Raw genomic sequence first — 18134 nt, forward strand, 5'->3', positions numbered from 1 at the left:
TTTTGAAAACATTCTCGCAAAAAATTTTTTTTTCTGCAGTTTATTTAATAAAAAACTGCTTTAAAACCAAAAACCAACGGTAAACCAAGTGTAGTGTTTTTTTGTTTCAGGCGACCAGCTGTGCTTCAATTCTATTGGCCCTATAAACGTTTCAATACCATAACCTAAACCATAACCGGAATATTTAGGATGTGAAATCCAAGCGTTATTTTGAAATATTTCCCTACCAATATTAGCATAATTTGCCGTAAAATTCAAGTGGCTTTTCCTAACGAATTCATAGTCTAAAGTCACACTTCCTTTGATATAAGTACTTCCCGAAAGCTCTAAAAAATCGTAGCCATAAAACGGCCTGACGTTATTTATTTTATTGAAACCATAACCTCCAAGAACAAAATCGAAAACACTATTGGTATTTTTCTCCACGTTAAAACCGCCTTCAGATTGCAGTTTTACAGAAAATTTCTTAAAAAAAGTATGTGCAATTGCCATATCTCCCTTGAAAGTGGAAAATTTTGAAAAATTATTATTATAATCTGTGGATGATACAAACGTTTGAAAATCACCTATAAAATACCAGCCTTTTTTAGGGAAATATTTATTGTCAAAAGAATCATATTTTAAAAATCCTACGATAGACATATAATTACTATTGTCAAAATAAGTGGTTCTGTTTTGAATTGAATTGGATGAGATCTTAAGGAATTTATGTTCAATTCCAGCTCCAATCAAAAATTTTTGAGCAAAAATAGTCTGTAAATAAGCCTGATTTGACAAATCCAGATAATCGACATTGATGGAACTCAATCCCAAATCTCCAAGTGTCATACCTCCGTTAAAATCGGTTTTTGATGTTTTATTAAATTGAATAAATTTAGATTTGAATCCGAAACTCCAGTGAAATCCATTGTCGATATAATAATCTAAATTGTATCGGATATTGTCTCCCAGAATAAAATCGAAGGCGGCAACATCATTTTTAATAAATAATTTTTTCTTCGTAATGTTTATCAAACCGCCTGACTTAAACAAATCGTCATAATGCAGCCCAAGTTTGATAAAGGTTTTTACAGGGTTTTCTCTAACTTCAAGAATCAGGTTGTCCTGACTTTCATTTTCTTTACCCAATTTATAACTTATAGAGCTAAAGTTTTGGGTAGCATTCAGGTTATTGATTCCGCTATGCAAATCAACATAACTGATTTTTTTTCCTGGTTTGAATCTGAGTTTTCCTAAAACATACGATTTGGTGTAATCGTTTAACCCATTTACTTCGACATCACTGACATTCAGACTATCGGCTTTTTTCGATTGAACTGAAACCCGCTTATAGTTTGTTCCCAATAATTTCAATTTGTTTTCCACTAATTTTGCAGCTTCAACTCCTTTATTTACAATAGCTTCGCCTTGTTCGAAAGAAATAACCGTAAACCCGTCAATATTTGGTTTTATATAAATATCCGTTTTGAGTTTTTTCTCTTTCATTTTTTCAAGCATCTGAAAATTTGAAATCTGTACCAAAACGCCTGTTGCTCCCCTAATCTTACTGCTGCTTTTCAAATCATCCTGAACATCGACACCGATAATAAAATCGGCTCCCATTTTTCTGACTTCTTCAACAGGATAATTATTAGTCACACCTCCGTCAATATAATATTTCCCTTCAATTTCAACCGGAGAAAACAACGATGGGAAGGCACCACTTGCCAACAATGCCAATGGCAAAGAACCTTTATTAAAAACCACTTCTTCTCCCGTTTCTACATTAGTGGCAATGCATAAAAAAGGAATTTTAAGTTCATTAAAATCTCTGACATAACGAACATTATGCGTAAGCCTGCTCATCAGGTTGTAATTATACAGTCCTTTTGAAATCCCTCTGGGAACTGAAATCTTAAGGTTCTGAAAAGGCAATGTCACAGCATAAACTTCATCATTGCGTTTTTCGTAAAAGTTTTTATTATTCCGAGGCACAAAATCCTGCAGTAATTCATCAAAATTGGTTTCCCTGAAGATAGAATCCAGTTCGTCCGCAGTATAACCAGACGCATACAAACCTCCAATAATCGCTCCCATACTGGTTCCGCCAATATAATCAATCTTTATTCCGGCCTTCTCAATCTGCTTAAGCACGCCGATATGGGCCAGACCTTTTGCACCACCACCGCTTAAAACCAACCCGATTTTAGGTTTGTTCTCAGTGTTTTGGGAAAAAGTAGCCGTGAAAAAAGAAAGACATAAAAAAAACAGGATGTTTTTTTTCATTTTATTTGGATTGGTTTATCGTCTTGTAAAATTCGGAAATTTTTTTGGCTTTTGAAAGCCCAACTACCTCAGAAATATCTTTTTCTGATGCTAATTTCAATCTTTTAACGCTTTTGAAATGTTTTATTAATATCTCCATGGTTTTTTCTCCAATTCCCGGGATACTTTCGATGGATGAATTCAATGCCGATTTACTTCGCTTGTCTCGGTGAAATGTAATTCCGAATCGATGCGCTTCATTTCTTAACTGCTGGATTATTTTTAATGTTTCCGATTTTTTATCCAAATACAAAGGCACAGAATCCCCGGGATAAAAAAGCTCTTCCAGCCGTTTTGCAATTCCGATGATAGCAATTTTTCCACGCAGTCCTAAGTCATCCATACTTTTTAATGCCGATGACAATTGGCCTTTTCCTCCATCAATAATAATTAATTGGGGCAAAGGTTCGTTTTCATCCAACAGCCGCTTGTATCTTCGGTACACTACTTCTTCCATCGAAGCAAAGTCATTTGGTCCTTCTACAGTTTTAATATTGAAATGCCGGTAATCTTTTTTACTCGGTTTTCCATCTTTAAACACAACGCAGGCAGCCACAGGGTTTGTTCCTTGGATATTTGAGTTATCAAAACACTCAATATGTCGTGGCTCAACCGAAAGTCGCAAATCTTTTTGCATTTGAGCCATGATTCGATTGGTATGTCGATCCGGATCCACGATTTGCAATTGTTTAAGCTGATCCATTCGATAAAACTTAGCATTCCGTATCGAAAGCTCTAAGATTTGTTTTTTATCTCCTAATTGCGGAACGGTCACTTTAAGATTGCCGCCTACTTCAACTTCGAACGGAACAATAATTTCTTTTGATAAAAGCGCGAAACGCTCCCTGAGCTCAATAATAGCCAGCTCCAGCAGCTCTTCATCGGTTTCATCAAGCTTCTTTTTGATTTCCATCGTATGGGAACGAATAATCGAACCATGCGAAATCTGAAGAAAATTGACAAAAGCAGCACTCTCATCAGAAACAATGGAAAACACATCAATATTTGAAATTTTCGGATTTAAAATCGTCGATTTCGACTGGTAATTCTCCAGCACTTCCATTTTTTCTTTGATTTTCTGTGCTTCTTCAAATTTCATTTCCATCGCCAATTCACCCATCAGCTTTTTGAAATCTTTCAAACTTTCCTTGAAATTTCCTTTTAATATTTCGCGGATGGCATTCACTTGTTTCTGATAATTTTCCTGTGATTCCAACCCTTCACAAGGACCTTTACAATTACCGATATGATATTCCAGGCAAACTTTAAATTTCCCCGAATCAATATTAGCTTTGCTTAAATCGAAATTGCAGGTGCGTAACGGATACAATTCTTTGATTAAATCCAAAATAGTATGCACCGTTTTAAAACTCGTATAGGGACCAAAATATTCCGAACCGTCTTTGATCATTTTACGAGTGGAAAATATTCGCGGGAAACGCTCGTTCTTGATACAGATCCACGGATAGGTTTTATCATCGCGCAGCAGTACATTATAACGCGGCTGCAGTGTTTTTATCAAGTTGTTTTCCAGCAACAGTGCATCTGTTTCGGTTGGAACAACGATGTGTTTTATGGAAACTATTTTCTTGACTAAAACATTGGTTTTAGCATTATCGTGAATTTTATTGAAATAAGAAGCAACCCTTTTTCTGAGGTTTTTGGCTTTGCCGACGTATAGAATTTTTCCGTCTTTATCATAATACTGATAGACTCCGGGATTGTCCGGTAAGGATTGAATTTGAAGCTCTAAAGCAGAAATGGCCATTTAGATTTTGGGAATGTTATTCTTTCCAAATTTACGAAAATATTGAAACCACTTGGCTAAGCATTTGGAGAAATCTACTTCGATTAAAAAAACCAATACAATCAATACAATTTTGTAATGCATTGAAAAAAAAACTGTATTTATTGATACAATTCTTTAATTTTTATAGTTATTTTTTCAATATATTAATAATTATTTTAAATTTTTATAGTTATTTTTTTAATATATTAAACAGAAATTATAATTTTTATAGTTATTTATTCAATTCATTTAAAATATTTATATATTTTTATAGTTATTCTTTAAAATACTACCTTATGCCACTAGATAATTTAGGAAAAATACACTTTTCCGAAACCGAAATACAAAATATCCACCAGCATTTGGATGCCTTATTGACCGCCTTAAGTACTGTTTCTGTAAATTTAAGTGCGGAGGAGCGCAGAAGGTATGCCAAAGTAGGCGAGCAAAACAAACTGCTCATCAATAAGGTCCGCGACTACCAGGAAGGACAGCCAAGGCTGCAGTCACCGGAAGTAGATTGGGAAGAATTCAAGAAAGACTATAACGACCGCGCACAGGCATCATCCATGATTTTGAAGATAAAGTCGTTAGAAAACATGCTGCTCAATATTAAGATTTTGCGGGATTTTGACAATTATTCAGATGCTCTTCGTGATTATCAGTATGCCAAATACAAAAACCGGTTTGCGGACGAGACGGGCTTTTCGGGAAAAATAGAGGAATTAAAAGTATTTTTTCCAAAAACCGGAAAAACAAAGAAAAAGAAGTAAGTAGGCATGCCAACTCATAATTGCTACTTTAGCCTAATAATTAATCCCCATAAATCTCTATTTTAGCCTTTTACCCTGTTATGACCTACCGAAACACCCCTTTAACGATTCTGAAGGAAACCATTTTACCTGGAGAGAGCAAAACTATCAATATGGAAATTGCCAAACTCCATACGATGACCAAGCTGAAAATACCGATAATTGTGGAGCGGTCAAAAATACCCGGACCAACGGTTTTACTTTCAGCCGGATTGCACGGTGACGAAATAAACGGAATTGAAATCGTACGGCAACTCATTGTGCAGAAAATCAACAGACCAAAAAGAGGTACTATTATCTGTATTCCAGTTATTAATGTCTTTGGTTTCGTAAACCAAACACGGGAATTTCCGGACGGCCGAGATTTAAATCGGGTTTTCCCCGGAAGTAAAACCGGCTCATTGGCCAGCCGATTTGCTTATTATCTATTGAAAGAAATTATTCCACATGTAGATTATGCCATCGATTTTCATGCCGGAGGTGCGAGCCGATTTAATGTAGCCCAAATCCGTATTGTCCCAGACAACCCTGAACTGAAAGCCCTTGCCGATGTTTTTCACACTCCATTTGCTTTATTTTCGAAAAATATTAATGGTTCATTCCGAAACTCCTGTGACAAATTAGGCGTTAAAATGCTGTTGTTTGAAGGAGGAAAGTCCGTCGACATAAATGAAGATATTACGAATCAAGGGGTTGAAGGAGCTACACGTGTACTACAGCATCTTGACATGCTAAACTCCAGAAAAAAATCGGCTGTTCCGGAAAACAAAACGATTTATATTGAAAAATCGAGCTGGATAAGGGCTAAGTATTCCGGCATCTTTCACGGTTATACGCAAATAGGCAGTTTTGTAGAAAAAGGAAGTATTCTCGCTACTATTTCGGATCCTTACGGCAAAATCGAACACAAATTAAAAGCACCAAATTCAGGCTATATCATTAATGTAAATGATGCGCCGATTGTGTATCAGGGCGATGCTATTTATCACATTTCAACTGTTTTGACAAATGAATAAGAAAGAACTGAGACTGGAATATAAAGCAAGAAGACAAAAACTCACATTGGATGAAACGGAAGAAATGAGCTTGGCAATTGCCAATAAACTCCTGACTCTTGCTATTTGGGAAAAAACCTATTTTCATTTATTCCTTCCCATTGAAGAACAAAAAGAAATCAACACCGAATATATTTTACATCTCTTATCTGGTAAGGACAAAGAAATTATTGTTTCCAAATCCGATTTTCAAACTAAAAAAATGACTCATTATCTGTTAACCGATAATACTAAAATTAAAAAAAACGAATACAATATTCCGGAACCTGTTGATGGCATTGAAGTTCCATCCAATAAAATTGATGTGGTTTTTGTACCGCTTCTTGCCTTTGACTCCAAAGGAAATCGTGTAGGTTACGGCAAAGGGTTTTATGATATTTTTCTTTCAGAATGCACTGCTAATACAATAAAAATCGGGCTTTCCTATTTTGAACCTGAAGAAAACATTGAGGGTATTTCAAAAGATGACATAAAACTGAATTTTTGCGTTACTCCGCAAATGATTTATGAATTTTAATTTTATATTAGCATTTTTAAATTTTAACCTACATTATATGAAGCAATTTTTTTCAAGGCTTATTTTAAGTTTATTGGCTTTTGTTTTTTCGGTATCTCTTACCAATTGCACCGTCCATACGCATCACGACCACCATCATAAACACCCTAAAAAAGTAAAGGTTATAAAAGTAAAACAAGTTCCGCCCGGACATAGAAAACACAAACACCACGGTAATCACAACCATGATTAATGTGAAATAAAAAAGACCTGCAGTTGCAGGTCTTTTTTATATAATCAATTTAGCTATTATTTTGCAAAGGCTTTTTTATTGAAAACAATCAGTATACCAACTCCTGTAGATATGGCAACATCGGCAATATTAAAGATGGCATTAAAGAAGGTAAAATGGTTTCCTCCCCAAATAGGTATCCAGCTTGGAAATTGGACATCCTGAATGATTGGAAAATAAAACATATCGACAACTTTACCGTGAAACCAAGTTCCGTAAGGTTTGTCGCTAAATAGTGTTGCTACTTCGTAGGAACTGTCATTAAAAATCTTTCCGTAAAAAACCGAATCGATAATATTTCCAAAAGCACCGGCCAATATTAATGCAATAGCCACCAAAAGAATATTTGATGCTTTATTTTTATAAGACTGATGCATCCAGTATCCAATACATCCTACGGCAATAATCCTGAAAGTAGTAAGAATAAGTTTTCCATAAATTCCAGGTAATTCAACACCCCAGGCCATCCCTTCGTTTTCAATAAACAATATCTTGAACCACTTTGTCACTTCAACCTGACCTCGTTCTCCAAGTAAAAAATGTGTTTTTACATATATTTTTGAAATCTGATCTACTAATAAAACCAAAAAAACGATAAAATAAGCCTTCTTTAAATTCATTTTTAAAAATTTGATGTGACAAAAATAAACATTATTACATAAAAAACGCTCCAAAAAGGAGCGTTTAGTCATTTATTGAAAAGTTTATCTTTGCAGGTTTTTTGCTTCAATACTCATTGTTGCGTGAGGAACCAGTTTTAATCGTTCTTTGTTGATTAATTTTCCGGTTACTTTACACACGCCATACGTTTTGTTTTCAATACGTACCAGTGCATTTTTCAAATCACGAATAAATTTTTCCTGACGGATAGCAAGTTGTGAGTTAGCCTCTTTAGACATCGTTTCGCTTCCTTCTTCGAATGCTTTAAATGTTGGCGATGTATCATCGGTTCCGTTATTTAAATCATTTAAATAAGCGCTTCTTATTAAATCTAAATCATTTTTTGCTTTATCCAGTTTTCTCAGGATCAATTCTTTGAATTCAGCTAAATCTGCATCTGAAAATCTTATTTGTTCATCTACCATAATTTCATCTTTTTTTGTTATTTTTTAATTTCGGTAAGATGTAACCATTAAAATGGTTTCTTATTTTGAAATTAAAATCATTGTTTTTACATCATCAAACTCAATAATCGTACCGTTATTGACATTTTCCTGAAGAATCAGTTCTTCAGTTAAAGTTTCAGCCTTTATGTATTGCTGATTATCTAAAATAGCCTGATTAATTTTTTCTTCTTTTTGAATAGCTACTTTAATTTTATCAGTTACTTCAAAACCTGAATCTTTACGGATATTTTGGATTCGATTCACAAGCTCACGGGCGATACCTTCATTTTTCAGTTCATCTGAAATAGTAATGTCCAATGCAACTGTAATTCCGCCGGAATTTGCTACTAACCAACCTTCAATATCCTGCGAAGAGATTTCCACATCTTCTAATGATAAAGTTATACTTTTTCCTGAAATAACAATATCTAAGCTTCCATCTCTGTCTAATTTATTTATCTGTTCTGCAGATAAATTTTGTATCTCTTTGGAAATCAGATTCATATCCTTTCCAAAACGAGGCCCAAGTGCTTTAAAATTTGGCTTTATCTGTTTTACCAACACACCGGAAGCATCGTCTAATAATTCAATTTCTTTGACGTTTACCTCAGCTTTAATCAAATCAGAAACTGCCTCAATTTCAGCACGTTGATTGTCGTCAAGTACCGGTATCATTACCTTTTGCAATGGTTGTCTCACTTTAATCATTTCCTTTTTACGAAGGGATAAAACCAGTGATGAAACGGTTTGTGCTTTCGCCATTTTGCTTTCTAACGATTTATCAACAAAGTTTTCAACCTTTTTCGGAAATTCCGCCAAATGTACACTTTCAAATCTTTCACCAACAGTTGCTTGTGTTAAATCTCTGTAAAGCTTGTCCATAAAGAACGGAGCTATCGGAGCACCAAGCTTTGCTACAGTTATCAGACACGTATAAAGCGTTTGATAAGCTGCGATTTTATCCTGTGCATACTCGCCTTTCCAAAAACGGCGTCTGCATAAACGTACGTACCAGTTGCTTAAATTTTCCTGAACGAAATCAGAAATCATACGAGCTGCTTTTGTTGGTTCATAATCTTCATATGCATCGTCAACCAACTTAATCAACGTATGCAGTTCAGATAAGATCCAACGGTCGATTTCCGGTCTTTCTTCAAGTGCAATTTCTGCTTCGGCGTATTTAAACCCGTCAATGTTTGCATATAACGCAAAGAACGAATAGGTATTATATAGTGTCCCGAAGAATTTTCTTCTAACTTCGGCAACACCTTCAATATCAAATTTTAAGTTATCCCAAGGATTCGCATTGGCAATCATGTACCAACGAGTTGCATCAGGTCCGTATTCTGCTAAAGTCGTAAATGGATCGACAGCATTTCCGAGTCGTTTAGACATTTTTTGTCCGTTTTTATCCAAAACCAATCCGTTTGAAACAACGTTTTTATAAGCTACCTTATCAAAAACCAAAGTTCCAATAGCATGTAAGGTATAAAACCAGCCACGGGTCTGATCTACTCCTTCTGCAATAAAATCTGCCGGGAATGATTTATTTTCATCAATTAAATCTTTATTTTCGAAAGGATAATGCCATTGTGCATAAGGCATAGCACCTGAATCGAACCAAACATCAATCAAATCACTCTCGCGTTTCATTGGCTTTCCAGACGGAGAAACCAACGTAATCGTATCAACTATATTTTTATGCAAGTCAACTAAATCGTAATTTTCCTCGCTCATGTCGCCAATCTTGAACCCTTTAAAAGGATTTACGGTTTCTACCCCAGCTTGGATTGCTTTTTCGATTTCATTGTATAATTCTTCTACTGAACCAACAAGAATTTCTTCTGTTCCGTCTTCTGTTCTCCAGATTGGCAATGGAATTCCCCAATAACGCGAACGCGATAAATTCCAATCATTGGCGTTTTTCAACCAATTCCCAAAACGTCCTTCACCTGTTGCTTTTGGCTTCCAGTTGATGGTTTCGTTCAAGTCGAACATTCTGTCTTTGATCTCAGTTACTTTGATAAACCAAGAATCCAGTGGATAATATAAAAGTGGCTCATCAGTTCTCCAGCTGTGTGGGTAACTGTGCACGTACTTTTCAACTTTGAACGCTTTATTTTCTTCTTTTAATCGGATGGCAATTTCAACATCTACCGATTTTTCCGGTGCTTCTCCAGCCTCGTAATATTCGTTTTTAACATATTTGCCAGCGAGTTCACCCATGTGTGAAGTAAATTTACCTTGCAAATCGACTAATGGCACAGGATTGTCGTTTTCGTCCAAAACAAGCATTGGCGGTACTTCCGGAACAGCTTCTTTGGCAACTTTGGCATCATCTGCACCAAATGTAGGTGCTGTATGTACGATTCCGGTACCGTCTTCTGTTGTAACGAAATCACCTGAAATCACCCTAAACGCGTTCTCCGGGTTTTGATAAGGCAAAGTATACGGTAATAATTGCTCGTACTTGATTCCGACCAACTCTTTTCCTTTACTTTCAGCAATGATATGGAAAGGGATGTTTTTATCTCCTGCTTTGAAATTTTCAAAATCAGTTGATTCTTTACTTTCAAAATAACCTTTTCCAAATTGCTTTCCGACTAAATTTTTAGCCAAAATAACATTAATCGGTTCAAAAGTATACTGATTGAATGTTTTTACTAAAACATAATCAATCTTTGCGCCGACTGTTAAAGCTGTATTACTTGGCAATGTCCAAGGTGTAGTTGTCCAAGCCAGAAAATGTATTATCCCGAATCCTTTTAAAAAATCCGGTAACGAGCTTTCAATGGCTTTGAATTGAGCCACCACAGTAGTATCCGTTACATCACGGTACGAACCCGGCTGATTAACCTCATGCGAAGATAATCCAGTTCCCGCTTTTGGCGAATACGGCTGGATAGTGTACCCTTTATATAATAAATCTTTGTTGTAAATCTGTTTTAAAAGCCACCAGACACTTTCCATGTATTTGGCTTTGTAGGTCACATACGGATCTTCCATGTCTACCCAATAACCCATCTTTTCGGTAAGGTCATTCCACACGTCAGTATAACGCATGACTGTTTTTTTACAGGCTTCATTGTATTCGTCAATCGAGATGGTTTTCCCGATATCTTCTTTGGTAATACCTAATTCTTTCTCAGTACCTAATTCTACAGGCAAACCATGAGTATCCCAGCCCGCTTTACGCTTTACCTGAAACCCTTTTTGAGTTTTATAACGACAAAAAATATCTTTAATCGCACGTGCCATTACGTGGTGAATACCAGGCAATCCGTTTGCTGAAGGAGGCCCTTCAAAAAACACATACGGTTGGTTCCCTTCACGGGAAGTTACACTTTGTTCAAAGATGTTTTGTTTTTTCCAGAAATCAAGTACTTCAGAAGCCACAGTTGGCAAATCAAGTCCTTTATATTCAGTGAATTTCGTACTCATTTTATCGTTTTCTAAAATCAATTCGCGAAAGTACTAATTTTTGAATAAATCTGTGTTAATACTATAACAAAATACACATCAAACCGATGATTTTTCTGTAGTTTATGAAAAAACCTCTTTAAGTACTTCCAGTGATTTCGGTTTTTTAAACCCGTCAAGGTGAACGGAATAGTAATCTATAAGAATTTTGAGCACTATCTGACGTTCTGTTCCGGCAAAGATTTTCTGGTCGGAATCAAACTTTAAATCGATAAGTTTTTTAAAAAGAAAGGTTTCGTGTTCGGAAAGACAGTTCAGTCCGTGAAAAACAGAAAAAACACCTTCATTCAATTCAAAAAAAGGTAAATCTATTTCGGATGTATCGGGGTAAAAGCCTAAGAACTTGGTAATTTCCAACAATAAAATCAGGTGAAAATTAGCCATTTCGTCATGATTATCCAGCCAAAGCAAGGCTGTTTCCAGGAAAGAAAAAAGGCTTTCGTTTTTTTCTTCCTCCCGAATACTGTGATGCAAAACTTCGGATAAAAAAATAACGATAGTACTTTTAAAAATATCCGTACTTATGGAGTGACAGGGTGTGGCTAATCTGATTTCTTTGAAATGTTCCAATGCCCCTTTATTTTTATGACTCGCTTCGATTTCGAGTATGGCTAACGGCTGAAAATAAGCCATCTTATGATTCGATTTCTTTCCAGAAGAAAAAGCACTTGGCACAAAATACGATTTTAATCCATCCGATTGTGTAAGACACTTTACAATCAGGCTTTTTTCCTGGTACTTTAAGACGCTTAGAACAATTGCTTTGGTTTTGACGAGCATTATCTTATAATCATCACTTTTTTAACTTTAGACAAGAGTCCGTCTTCAGAAGCAACAAATATCATATAAACTCCTGAAGCCACTTTACTTTTCCCAAAGACTTTGGTGTCCCACATAACAGTTCCTCCTTCGGAAATTTCTTCGTACACTAAGTTTCCTTCAATATCTGTAATTTTAACGTTACATTTATCCATTAACCCTGTGATGGCAACACTCCCATTAAATTCAGGTCGTACCGGATTAGGATAAGCGATAATGTTTTCCAGATCTTCAGCTCCTTTTGTTGAAGTTCCTTTGTATGAAATCATGCCGCTTTCTGTAGCAATAAAAACTTCTCCAGTCTGACTGTTAATATCGATATCCGTTACAACATTGCTCGGAAGCGGTGAGTTTTCTTTAGTAAAAATATTAAATGTCTTTTGCCCATCCGGAGAAATAAAAAACACTCCGGAACCGGCTGTTCCAATCCATTTATTATTAGAACCATCTACTACAATATCCGTGATAAACTGCTGATAAAGAAGTTCTTGAGCCAAACCATCTTCCAGAATAATAATAGAGTTTGAAGTAAGTTCATTATTGCTTAAAAAAGAATCTACACTAGACAACACTCTCAATCCATGTGTGGTCCCTATCCAAAGTTTGTTTTTATTATCGACAGCAATCGCACGGACATCATTATCAGGAAGATTCCCTTCATCTTGCCCTTCTTTAATACTCAATGACCTGTTACTGTAATTTTCATTAAATCCTACAACACCTTCATGATTTGTGGCCATCCATTTTGTGCTGTTTTTATCAATAACAATCCTTCCATAACTATTTGATAACGGAGTCTGAACTCCAGCCAAAGTGAATCCTTGCGATTGTTCGTTTGTTCTGAAAACATGAAGTCCTTTATCAACGAGGGAATTTGTTACCCAAAGATTTCCGTTTTTATCAAAAGCCGAACCATTAATTCTGATATCATCCTGCGCCTGACCTGGAATGGATTGCAAAGTACTATTTGATTTGTTGTATATTTTTGTAGCAATTTCATCCTGAAATTTCAACAAGCCCGAATAGTAGGAACTGAAATACACTTGTTTTTCGTTATTGGGATTAACAGCAATCCTTGCAATGGATTTTGCATTAAGCAAATCAGAATACGGGAATAATTTCCAGTTTTTATCAGCATCCATCTTACTTATCGCAAAAGCATCCAAAGGATATGGGTTATAGTTTCTCGAATAATCTCCATAGACAGCCCAAAGACTGTTTGAAGCAGACTGTATTGCAAATATTTTATTTTTAATAGGTCCGTTTGGCGTATTATCGACAAAAACCGTAGGGTTCGAAAGTGTTGTGGAAAACAATCCGTTCTCCTGCGTACCTATGTAAATCGTATCACCCATAATAGTTGCACAAGTGAGCTTTGCCGGAACATTGGTTATATTGTTAATTTGCAAAATTTTGACCAATTGCCCATTATATATATGTACAAAGTCCTGCGTGGTTACAAGCAAACGTCCTTCACTATACCTTACATCGGTAGGAATCTGGCTAAAAGTCGTAACATACACAGGTGTGTCTCCAACAAATTTAAACATTGCAGCACCAAATCCTATGGCAATAAGTTCTGTCCCTACAGCCTGAACACTACCCCAATTGGCAGCATATACCATGTTCCATTGGTGGTAATCAATTAAATTCGGGTTCGTAACAGCGGCTTTCAAAAGACCATAGCCACTAGCAACTGCGTATATAAATCCGTTAAAGATGGTGGTTTGCAGGATTTCAACATTTGCTCCTCCTGACCCTATAAAATAGGTATCCCCAAATTCTGAAATATTTAAATCATAAATACATATTCCAAAATCAGTGGAAATATAGATTTTCCCATCATGTTCCATGAAATGGTTTATTCTCTTTTTATTTTGAGGCACCGAAGGTTTGTTGACTATATCAACCACATTGAGCATCGATCCATCCAAATCATTCACCACAATGAGGAGCCCATTATCATGCCCTAAAAGTGTTTTTTTGAATGTTTCACTATGATACACCTGAGAAATATTTTCACCGGAAAGCCCTTCTATTGTAGTTGTCTTGGCAATTTCATTAGTTATGCTATTCTTTTTAAAGTAAGCATTTTCTGCAGCGGCATAAACATGGGTAGTACTTTGCGCAATATCCTTAATAGTGTTATACGAAAAGTAACCCTCCCATAATTGCTTCTCTTGAGAATATCCAAATAACGAAACCAGTAATAGTATAGTGCTTAAAAAAACGTTTTTCATCTGAAAAAATTAGATTCATGTACAAATATAGAATAAAAACGATTTTATTTGGTTTTTAATATCTGCCAGTACAAAAAAAGCGCTCACCAAGGTGAACGCTTTATTATTTTAAAGTATGTGGAAGTATTAAACTACTCCTTGACCTAACATAGCGTCAGCTACTTTTACGAAACCAGCAACGTTTGCTCCTTTTACGTAATCAACGTAACCATTTCCATCAGAACCGTATTGTACACAAGATTCGTGGATGTTAGCCATAATGTTTTTCAGTCTTTCATCGACTTCTTCAGTAGTCCAGCTTAAACGCAATGAGTTTTGAGACATTTCAAGACCAGAAGTTGCTACACCACCAGCATTAGATGCTTTACCAGGTGCGAATAATATTTTAGCATTTTGGAAAACGATAACTGCTTCCGGCGTAGAAGGCATATTCGCCCCTTCAGCCACACAGATACATCCGTTAGCTACTAATACTTTTGCATCATCTTCGTTTAACTCGTTTTGAGTTGCACAAGGCAACGCGATATCACATTTAACTTCCCATGGACGTTTTCCTGCTACATATTTAGCATTAGGATATTTGTTCAAATAATCGCTGATACGACCGTAGTTTACGTTTTTGATTTCCATTACGTAAGCTAGTTTTTCAGCATCAATTCCTGCTTCATCATAAATATAACCTGCAGAATCAGATAAAGTAACTACTTTACCTCCTAATTGAGTTGCTTTTTCAGCAGCGTATTGCGCTACGTTTCCAGAACCGGAAATAACTACTGTTTTACCAGAGAAACTGTTTCCTTTAGTTTGCAACATGCTTTGAGCAAAATAAACATCTCCGTAACCCGTAGCTTCAGGACGAATAAGAGACCCACCAAAAGTGATTCCTTTACCAGTTAAAACTCCTGTAAATTCATTTCTTAAACGTTTGTATTGACCAAACATGTAACCAACTTCTCTTCCTCCAACACCGATATCTCCCGCAGGAACGTCAGTATTAGCACCAATATGTTTTGATAATTCAGTCATAAATGCTTGACAGAATTTCATGATTTCGTTATCCGATTTTCCTTTAGGATCAAAATCAGCTCCACCTTTTCCTCCACCCATTGGTAAAGTAGTTAAACTGTTTTTGAATGTTTGCTCGAAAGCTAAAAACTTAAGGATGCTTAAATTTACTGATGGATGAAAACGAATTCCTCCTTTGTAAGGTCCAATTGCCGAATTCATCTGGATACGGTAACCTCTGTTAACCTGAGTGACACCTGCATCGTCAACCCAAACAACTCTAAACATGATAACACGTTCAGCTTCGACCATTCTTTCCAAAAGCATTTTGCCTTGGTACTTTGCGTTTTTTTCAATAAAAGGAATTACTGTTTCAGCAACTTCTTTAACTGCCTGCATAAACTCAGGCTCATTTGGGTTTCTTTTACCTACTGCTTCAATAAAAGCATCAATACTTTGTGACATGATTTATAGATTATGAACGCTTTATGAAAACGTTTTCGTTTTGAGGCACAAATATACATTTTATAAAAATAAAGTCAACATAATTTTAATTTTAAACTCTCTAATGTGTTGAAATTGATAAATCTTTAGTTTTTTTTATGATTTTTTTTTGAAGTGTTTGTTGTTTTTATATATTTGTCGGATAATGAATTAAATCTATACTCATGCCCAGAATACTTAGCTTAATCGTTTTATTCTCATTAGGACTCATCAATACAGCCCATGCGCAGTTTGGTTTTTCCCACGAAATAGGTGTAATCGCCGGTCCGGTCGCGTTCCAGTCTGACTATGGAGTACGACATGATTTCGACACCAATTCCGGAAATACGGGAATAGGAATCGGGTTAGTTCACTATTTAAATTTTTCTTATCGTGCTGATTGTAATTGCTACACTCCTGAGAATTTTTTTAACGACCACTTCAAATTAAGAACCGAATTATCCTATACAAAAACAAAGCTAAACCATTTCGGTGAGTGGGTTACTCCTGAAAAATTAGCAACGTCTATTCCTGCTCAGCAGTTAAAAGCAATGCACGGAAGTACTGCTGTAACTAACATTGGAATGCAATTGGAATACTTCCCATTAAGTATTAGAGATTTCACTTCTAGTACAGGAAGTTTTGCTCCTTTTATCAGTTTAGGTGCACAATACAGTTTTTTCAAACCCGAAGTGGAAACAAGTTTTGGTGACGGAAGATTGACACAGCCAAATATTTTCCCAAAATACTGGGAGCCTTCTGAAGGTAAATCTCATGGTTTTTCTAACGAAAGAGGAAGCACACTATCTATTGTTTCAAGTGTAGGAACACGTTACAAACTAACGCCTTTATCGGATTTAATGATCGATTTAAGATTTCAGTATTTCAACTCCAACTGGGTTGATGGTTTAAATCCAAATCCTGATGTATATACCGAAAATAAAGCTAACGATTGGTTGGTATGGTTAAACTTCGGTTATATCTACTATTTGAATTAAGATTTCAAAAACTTATAAAACATAAAAAAACCCGTCTAATTAAACTAGACGGGTTTTTTATTTAGGCTATCTTTTATTTATGCTAATGCTTGTTTTAAATCTTCAATTAAATCGTCAGCATCTTCAACACCAACGCTCAATCGGACTAAATCATCTGTAATTCCTATTTCTTTACGCTTGTCTTCCGGAATTGAAGCGTGTGTCATTAAAGCAGGATGGTTTGCCAGTGACTCAACTCCTCCTAGGGATTCTGCCAGCGTAAACACTTTTACTTTTTCCAAGAATAAAATCGCATCTTCTTTTTTACCTGATTTAAAAGTAAAAGTCACCATACCGCCAAAACCGCCAATCATTTGTTTTTTGGCAATTTCATGAAAAGGATGTGATGCTAATCCAGGATAATACACTCTTTCAACTTTAGGGTGATTTACTAAAAATTCAGCGATTTTTGCTCCATTTTCACAATGTCTCTGCACACGCAGGTGCAATGTTTTTATACCTCTTAATACAAGGAAAGAATCTTGTGGCCCAAGTGTTGCCCCGGTAGCAAATTGCTGAAAATGCAACTGATCTCCCAAAGCATTGTCTTTTACTATCAAAGCCCCAGCAATCACATCAGAATGACCACCCAGATACTTCGTAGCCGAATGCATTACAATGTCTGCTCCCAAATCTAATGGCTTTTGCAAATAAGGGGTGGCAAAAGTATTATCAACTGCAAAAAGAATATTGTGCTTTTTAGTGATTTTGGCTATTTCAGCGATATCCGCTAATTTCATCAATGGGTTCGTTGGCGTTTCTACCCAGACCATTTTAGTATTGGCATTGATTAACGATTCGAATTTTACCAGATCGTTCATATCTACAAAATGGAATTTAATTCCGGAATCTTTATAAATACGGGTAAACATTCTGTACGTTCCGCCATACAAATCATCCATAGCGATGACTTCATCTCCCGCTTTAAACGAACGCAAAACGCAGTCTGTTGCAGCTAATCCTGATGAAAAAGCCAAACCTCTCGTCCCATTTTCGATACTTGCCAATGCATTTTCCAATGCTGTCCTCGTAGGGTTTGCCGCACGGCTGTATTCATAATCCGGATTCAATGGTTTTCCAGGACTGGTTTGTACAAAGGTCGATGTCTGATAAACCGGCGGCATTACGGCTCCTGTACTTGGATCGTGGTGCTGCCCACCGTGTATAACTTTAGTATTGAATTTCATTATTAATATATTTTAAAGTACAAATTTAG

The 18134-nt window shown here is 36.0% G+C and carries 14 protein-coding genes; 5 read left to right on the forward strand and 9 right to left on the reverse strand.

Annotated features, from left to right (window positions below):
- Positions 1–60: 60 nt before the first annotated feature.
- Positions 61–2265 (reverse strand): patatin-like phospholipase family protein, encoded by a 2205-nt coding sequence (locus tag ACRDEC_RS06755; protein ID WP_431497574.1) that lies wholly within the window; start codon positions 2263–2265, stop codon positions 61–63.
- A 1-nt stretch (position 2266) separates the two neighbouring features.
- Entirely contained in the window at positions 2267–4072 is a 1806-nt protein-coding gene (uvrC, locus tag ACRDEC_RS06760) for an excinuclease ABC subunit UvrC (protein ID WP_431497575.1), read from the reverse strand.
- A 317-nt stretch (positions 4073–4389) separates the two neighbouring features.
- On the opposite strand from uvrC, the gene ACRDEC_RS06765 reads away from it, so the two are divergent.
- The 4 genes from ACRDEC_RS06765 (at position 4390) to ACRDEC_RS06780 (ending at position 6709) form a co-directional block, all read left to right on the forward strand.
- Positions 4390–4866, forward strand: coding sequence for a hypothetical protein (locus ACRDEC_RS06765; RefSeq protein ID WP_431497576.1), 477 nt, complete (start codon positions 4390–4392; stop codon positions 4864–4866).
- Positions 4867–4946: 80 nt separating this feature from the next.
- Positions 4947–5921 carry a succinylglutamate desuccinylase/aspartoacylase family protein gene (locus ACRDEC_RS06770; protein ID WP_431497577.1) on the forward strand — a complete coding sequence of 325 codons (975 nt, stop codon included), beginning with the start codon at positions 4947–4949 and terminating at the stop codon, positions 5919–5921.
- Complete coding sequence (locus ACRDEC_RS06775; protein ID WP_431497578.1) at positions 5914–6477, forward strand: 5-formyltetrahydrofolate cyclo-ligase; 564 nt, start codon at positions 5914–5916, stop codon at positions 6475–6477. The genes ACRDEC_RS06770 and ACRDEC_RS06775 overlap by 8 nt, the downstream gene beginning before the upstream one ends.
- 37 nt (positions 6478–6514) lie before the next feature.
- A complete protein-coding gene (locus ACRDEC_RS06780) occupies positions 6515–6709 on the forward strand; it encodes a hypothetical protein (protein ID WP_431497579.1) in 195 nt (64 codons plus the stop codon).
- Between the two features lie 56 nt (positions 6710–6765).
- Here ACRDEC_RS06780 and ACRDEC_RS06785 read toward each other — a convergent pair whose 3' ends face one another.
- The 6 genes from ACRDEC_RS06785 to gdhA form a co-directional block, all read right to left on the reverse strand.
- Positions 6766–7368, reverse strand: a complete 603-nt coding sequence (locus ACRDEC_RS06785) for a lipoprotein signal peptidase (protein ID WP_431497580.1) — start codon at positions 7366–7368, stop codon at positions 6766–6768.
- Positions 7369–7452: 84 nt separating this feature from the next.
- Positions 7453–7833: a TraR/DksA family transcriptional regulator gene (locus tag ACRDEC_RS06790; RefSeq protein WP_431497581.1), complete on the reverse strand. Its 381-nt coding sequence runs from the start codon at positions 7831–7833 to the stop codon at positions 7453–7455.
- Between the two features lie 60 nt (positions 7834–7893).
- Positions 7894–11295 (reverse strand): isoleucine--tRNA ligase, encoded by a 3402-nt coding sequence (gene ileS, locus ACRDEC_RS06795; RefSeq protein WP_431497582.1) that lies wholly within the window; start codon positions 11293–11295, stop codon positions 7894–7896.
- A gap of 102 nt (positions 11296–11397) precedes the next feature.
- On the reverse strand, positions 11398–12114 hold the full coding sequence (gene recO / locus ACRDEC_RS06800) for a DNA repair protein RecO (RefSeq protein ID WP_431497583.1): 717 nt from the start codon (positions 12112–12114) through the stop codon (positions 11398–11400).
- Positions 12114–14393: a ligand-binding sensor domain-containing protein gene (locus ACRDEC_RS06805; protein WP_431497584.1), complete on the reverse strand. Its 2280-nt coding sequence runs from the start codon at positions 14391–14393 to the stop codon at positions 12114–12116. The genes recO and ACRDEC_RS06805 overlap by 1 nt, the downstream gene beginning before the upstream one ends.
- A 126-nt stretch (positions 14394–14519) precedes the next feature.
- Positions 14520–15863 carry an NADP-specific glutamate dehydrogenase gene (gene gdhA, locus ACRDEC_RS06810; RefSeq protein ID WP_431497585.1) on the reverse strand — a complete coding sequence of 448 codons (1344 nt, stop codon included), beginning with the start codon at positions 15861–15863 and terminating at the stop codon, positions 14520–14522.
- 203 nt (positions 15864–16066) lie between these two features.
- On the opposite strand from gdhA, the gene ACRDEC_RS06815 reads away from it, so the two are divergent.
- Positions 16067–16879 (forward strand): THC0290_0291 family protein, encoded by an 813-nt coding sequence (locus ACRDEC_RS06815; protein WP_431497586.1) that lies wholly within the window; start codon positions 16067–16069, stop codon positions 16877–16879.
- Between the two features lie 77 nt (positions 16880–16956).
- On the opposite strand, the gene ACRDEC_RS06820 is transcribed toward ACRDEC_RS06815, so the two are convergent.
- Positions 16957–18105 (reverse strand): cystathionine gamma-synthase, encoded by a 1149-nt coding sequence (locus ACRDEC_RS06820; protein ID WP_431497587.1) that lies wholly within the window; start codon positions 18103–18105, stop codon positions 16957–16959.
- Positions 18106–18134 lie beyond the last annotated feature (29 nt).

Source organism: Flavobacterium sp., assembly GCF_050696275.1.
Classification (GTDB): domain Bacteria; phylum Bacteroidota; class Bacteroidia; order Flavobacteriales; family Flavobacteriaceae; genus Flavobacterium.

Excerpts from the sequence above, each read along its gene's own strand:
- ACRDEC_RS06755 (WP_431497574.1), bottom strand. The coding sequence starts at position 2,265 with ATGAAAAAAAACATCCTGTTTTTTTTATGTCTTTCTTTTTTCACGGCT.
- uvrC (WP_431497575.1), bottom strand. The coding sequence starts at position 4,072 with ATGGCCATTTCTGCTTTAGAGCTTCAAATTCAATCCTTACCGGACAAT.
- ACRDEC_RS06765 (WP_431497576.1), top strand. The coding sequence starts at position 4,390 with ATGCCACTAGATAATTTAGGAAAAATACACTTTTCCGAAACCGAAATA.
- ACRDEC_RS06770 (WP_431497577.1), top strand. The coding sequence starts at position 4,947 with ATGACCTACCGAAACACCCCTTTAACGATTCTGAAGGAAACCATTTTA.
- ACRDEC_RS06775 (WP_431497578.1), top strand. The coding sequence starts at position 5,914 with ATGAATAAGAAAGAACTGAGACTGGAATATAAAGCAAGAAGACAAAAA.
- ACRDEC_RS06780 (WP_431497579.1), top strand. The coding sequence starts at position 6,515 with ATGAAGCAATTTTTTTCAAGGCTTATTTTAAGTTTATTGGCTTTTGTT.
- ACRDEC_RS06785 (WP_431497580.1), bottom strand. The coding sequence starts at position 7,368 with ATGAATTTAAAGAAGGCTTATTTTATCGTTTTTTTGGTTTTATTAGTA.
- ACRDEC_RS06790 (WP_431497581.1), bottom strand. The coding sequence starts at position 7,833 with ATGGTAGATGAACAAATAAGATTTTCAGATGCAGATTTAGCTGAATTC.
- ileS (WP_431497582.1), bottom strand. The coding sequence starts at position 11,295 with ATGAGTACGAAATTCACTGAATATAAAGGACTTGATTTGCCAACTGTG.
- recO (WP_431497583.1), bottom strand. The coding sequence starts at position 12,114 with ATGCTCGTCAAAACCAAAGCAATTGTTCTAAGCGTCTTAAAGTACCAG.
- ACRDEC_RS06805 (WP_431497584.1), bottom strand. The coding sequence starts at position 14,393 with ATGAAAAACGTTTTTTTAAGCACTATACTATTACTGGTTTCGTTATTT.
- gdhA (WP_431497585.1), bottom strand. The coding sequence starts at position 15,863 with ATGTCACAAAGTATTGATGCTTTTATTGAAGCAGTAGGTAAAAGAAAC.
- ACRDEC_RS06815 (WP_431497586.1), top strand. The coding sequence starts at position 16,067 with ATGCCCAGAATACTTAGCTTAATCGTTTTATTCTCATTAGGACTCATC.
- ACRDEC_RS06820 (WP_431497587.1), bottom strand. The coding sequence starts at position 18,105 with ATGAAATTCAATACTAAAGTTATACACGGTGGGCAGCACCACGATCCA.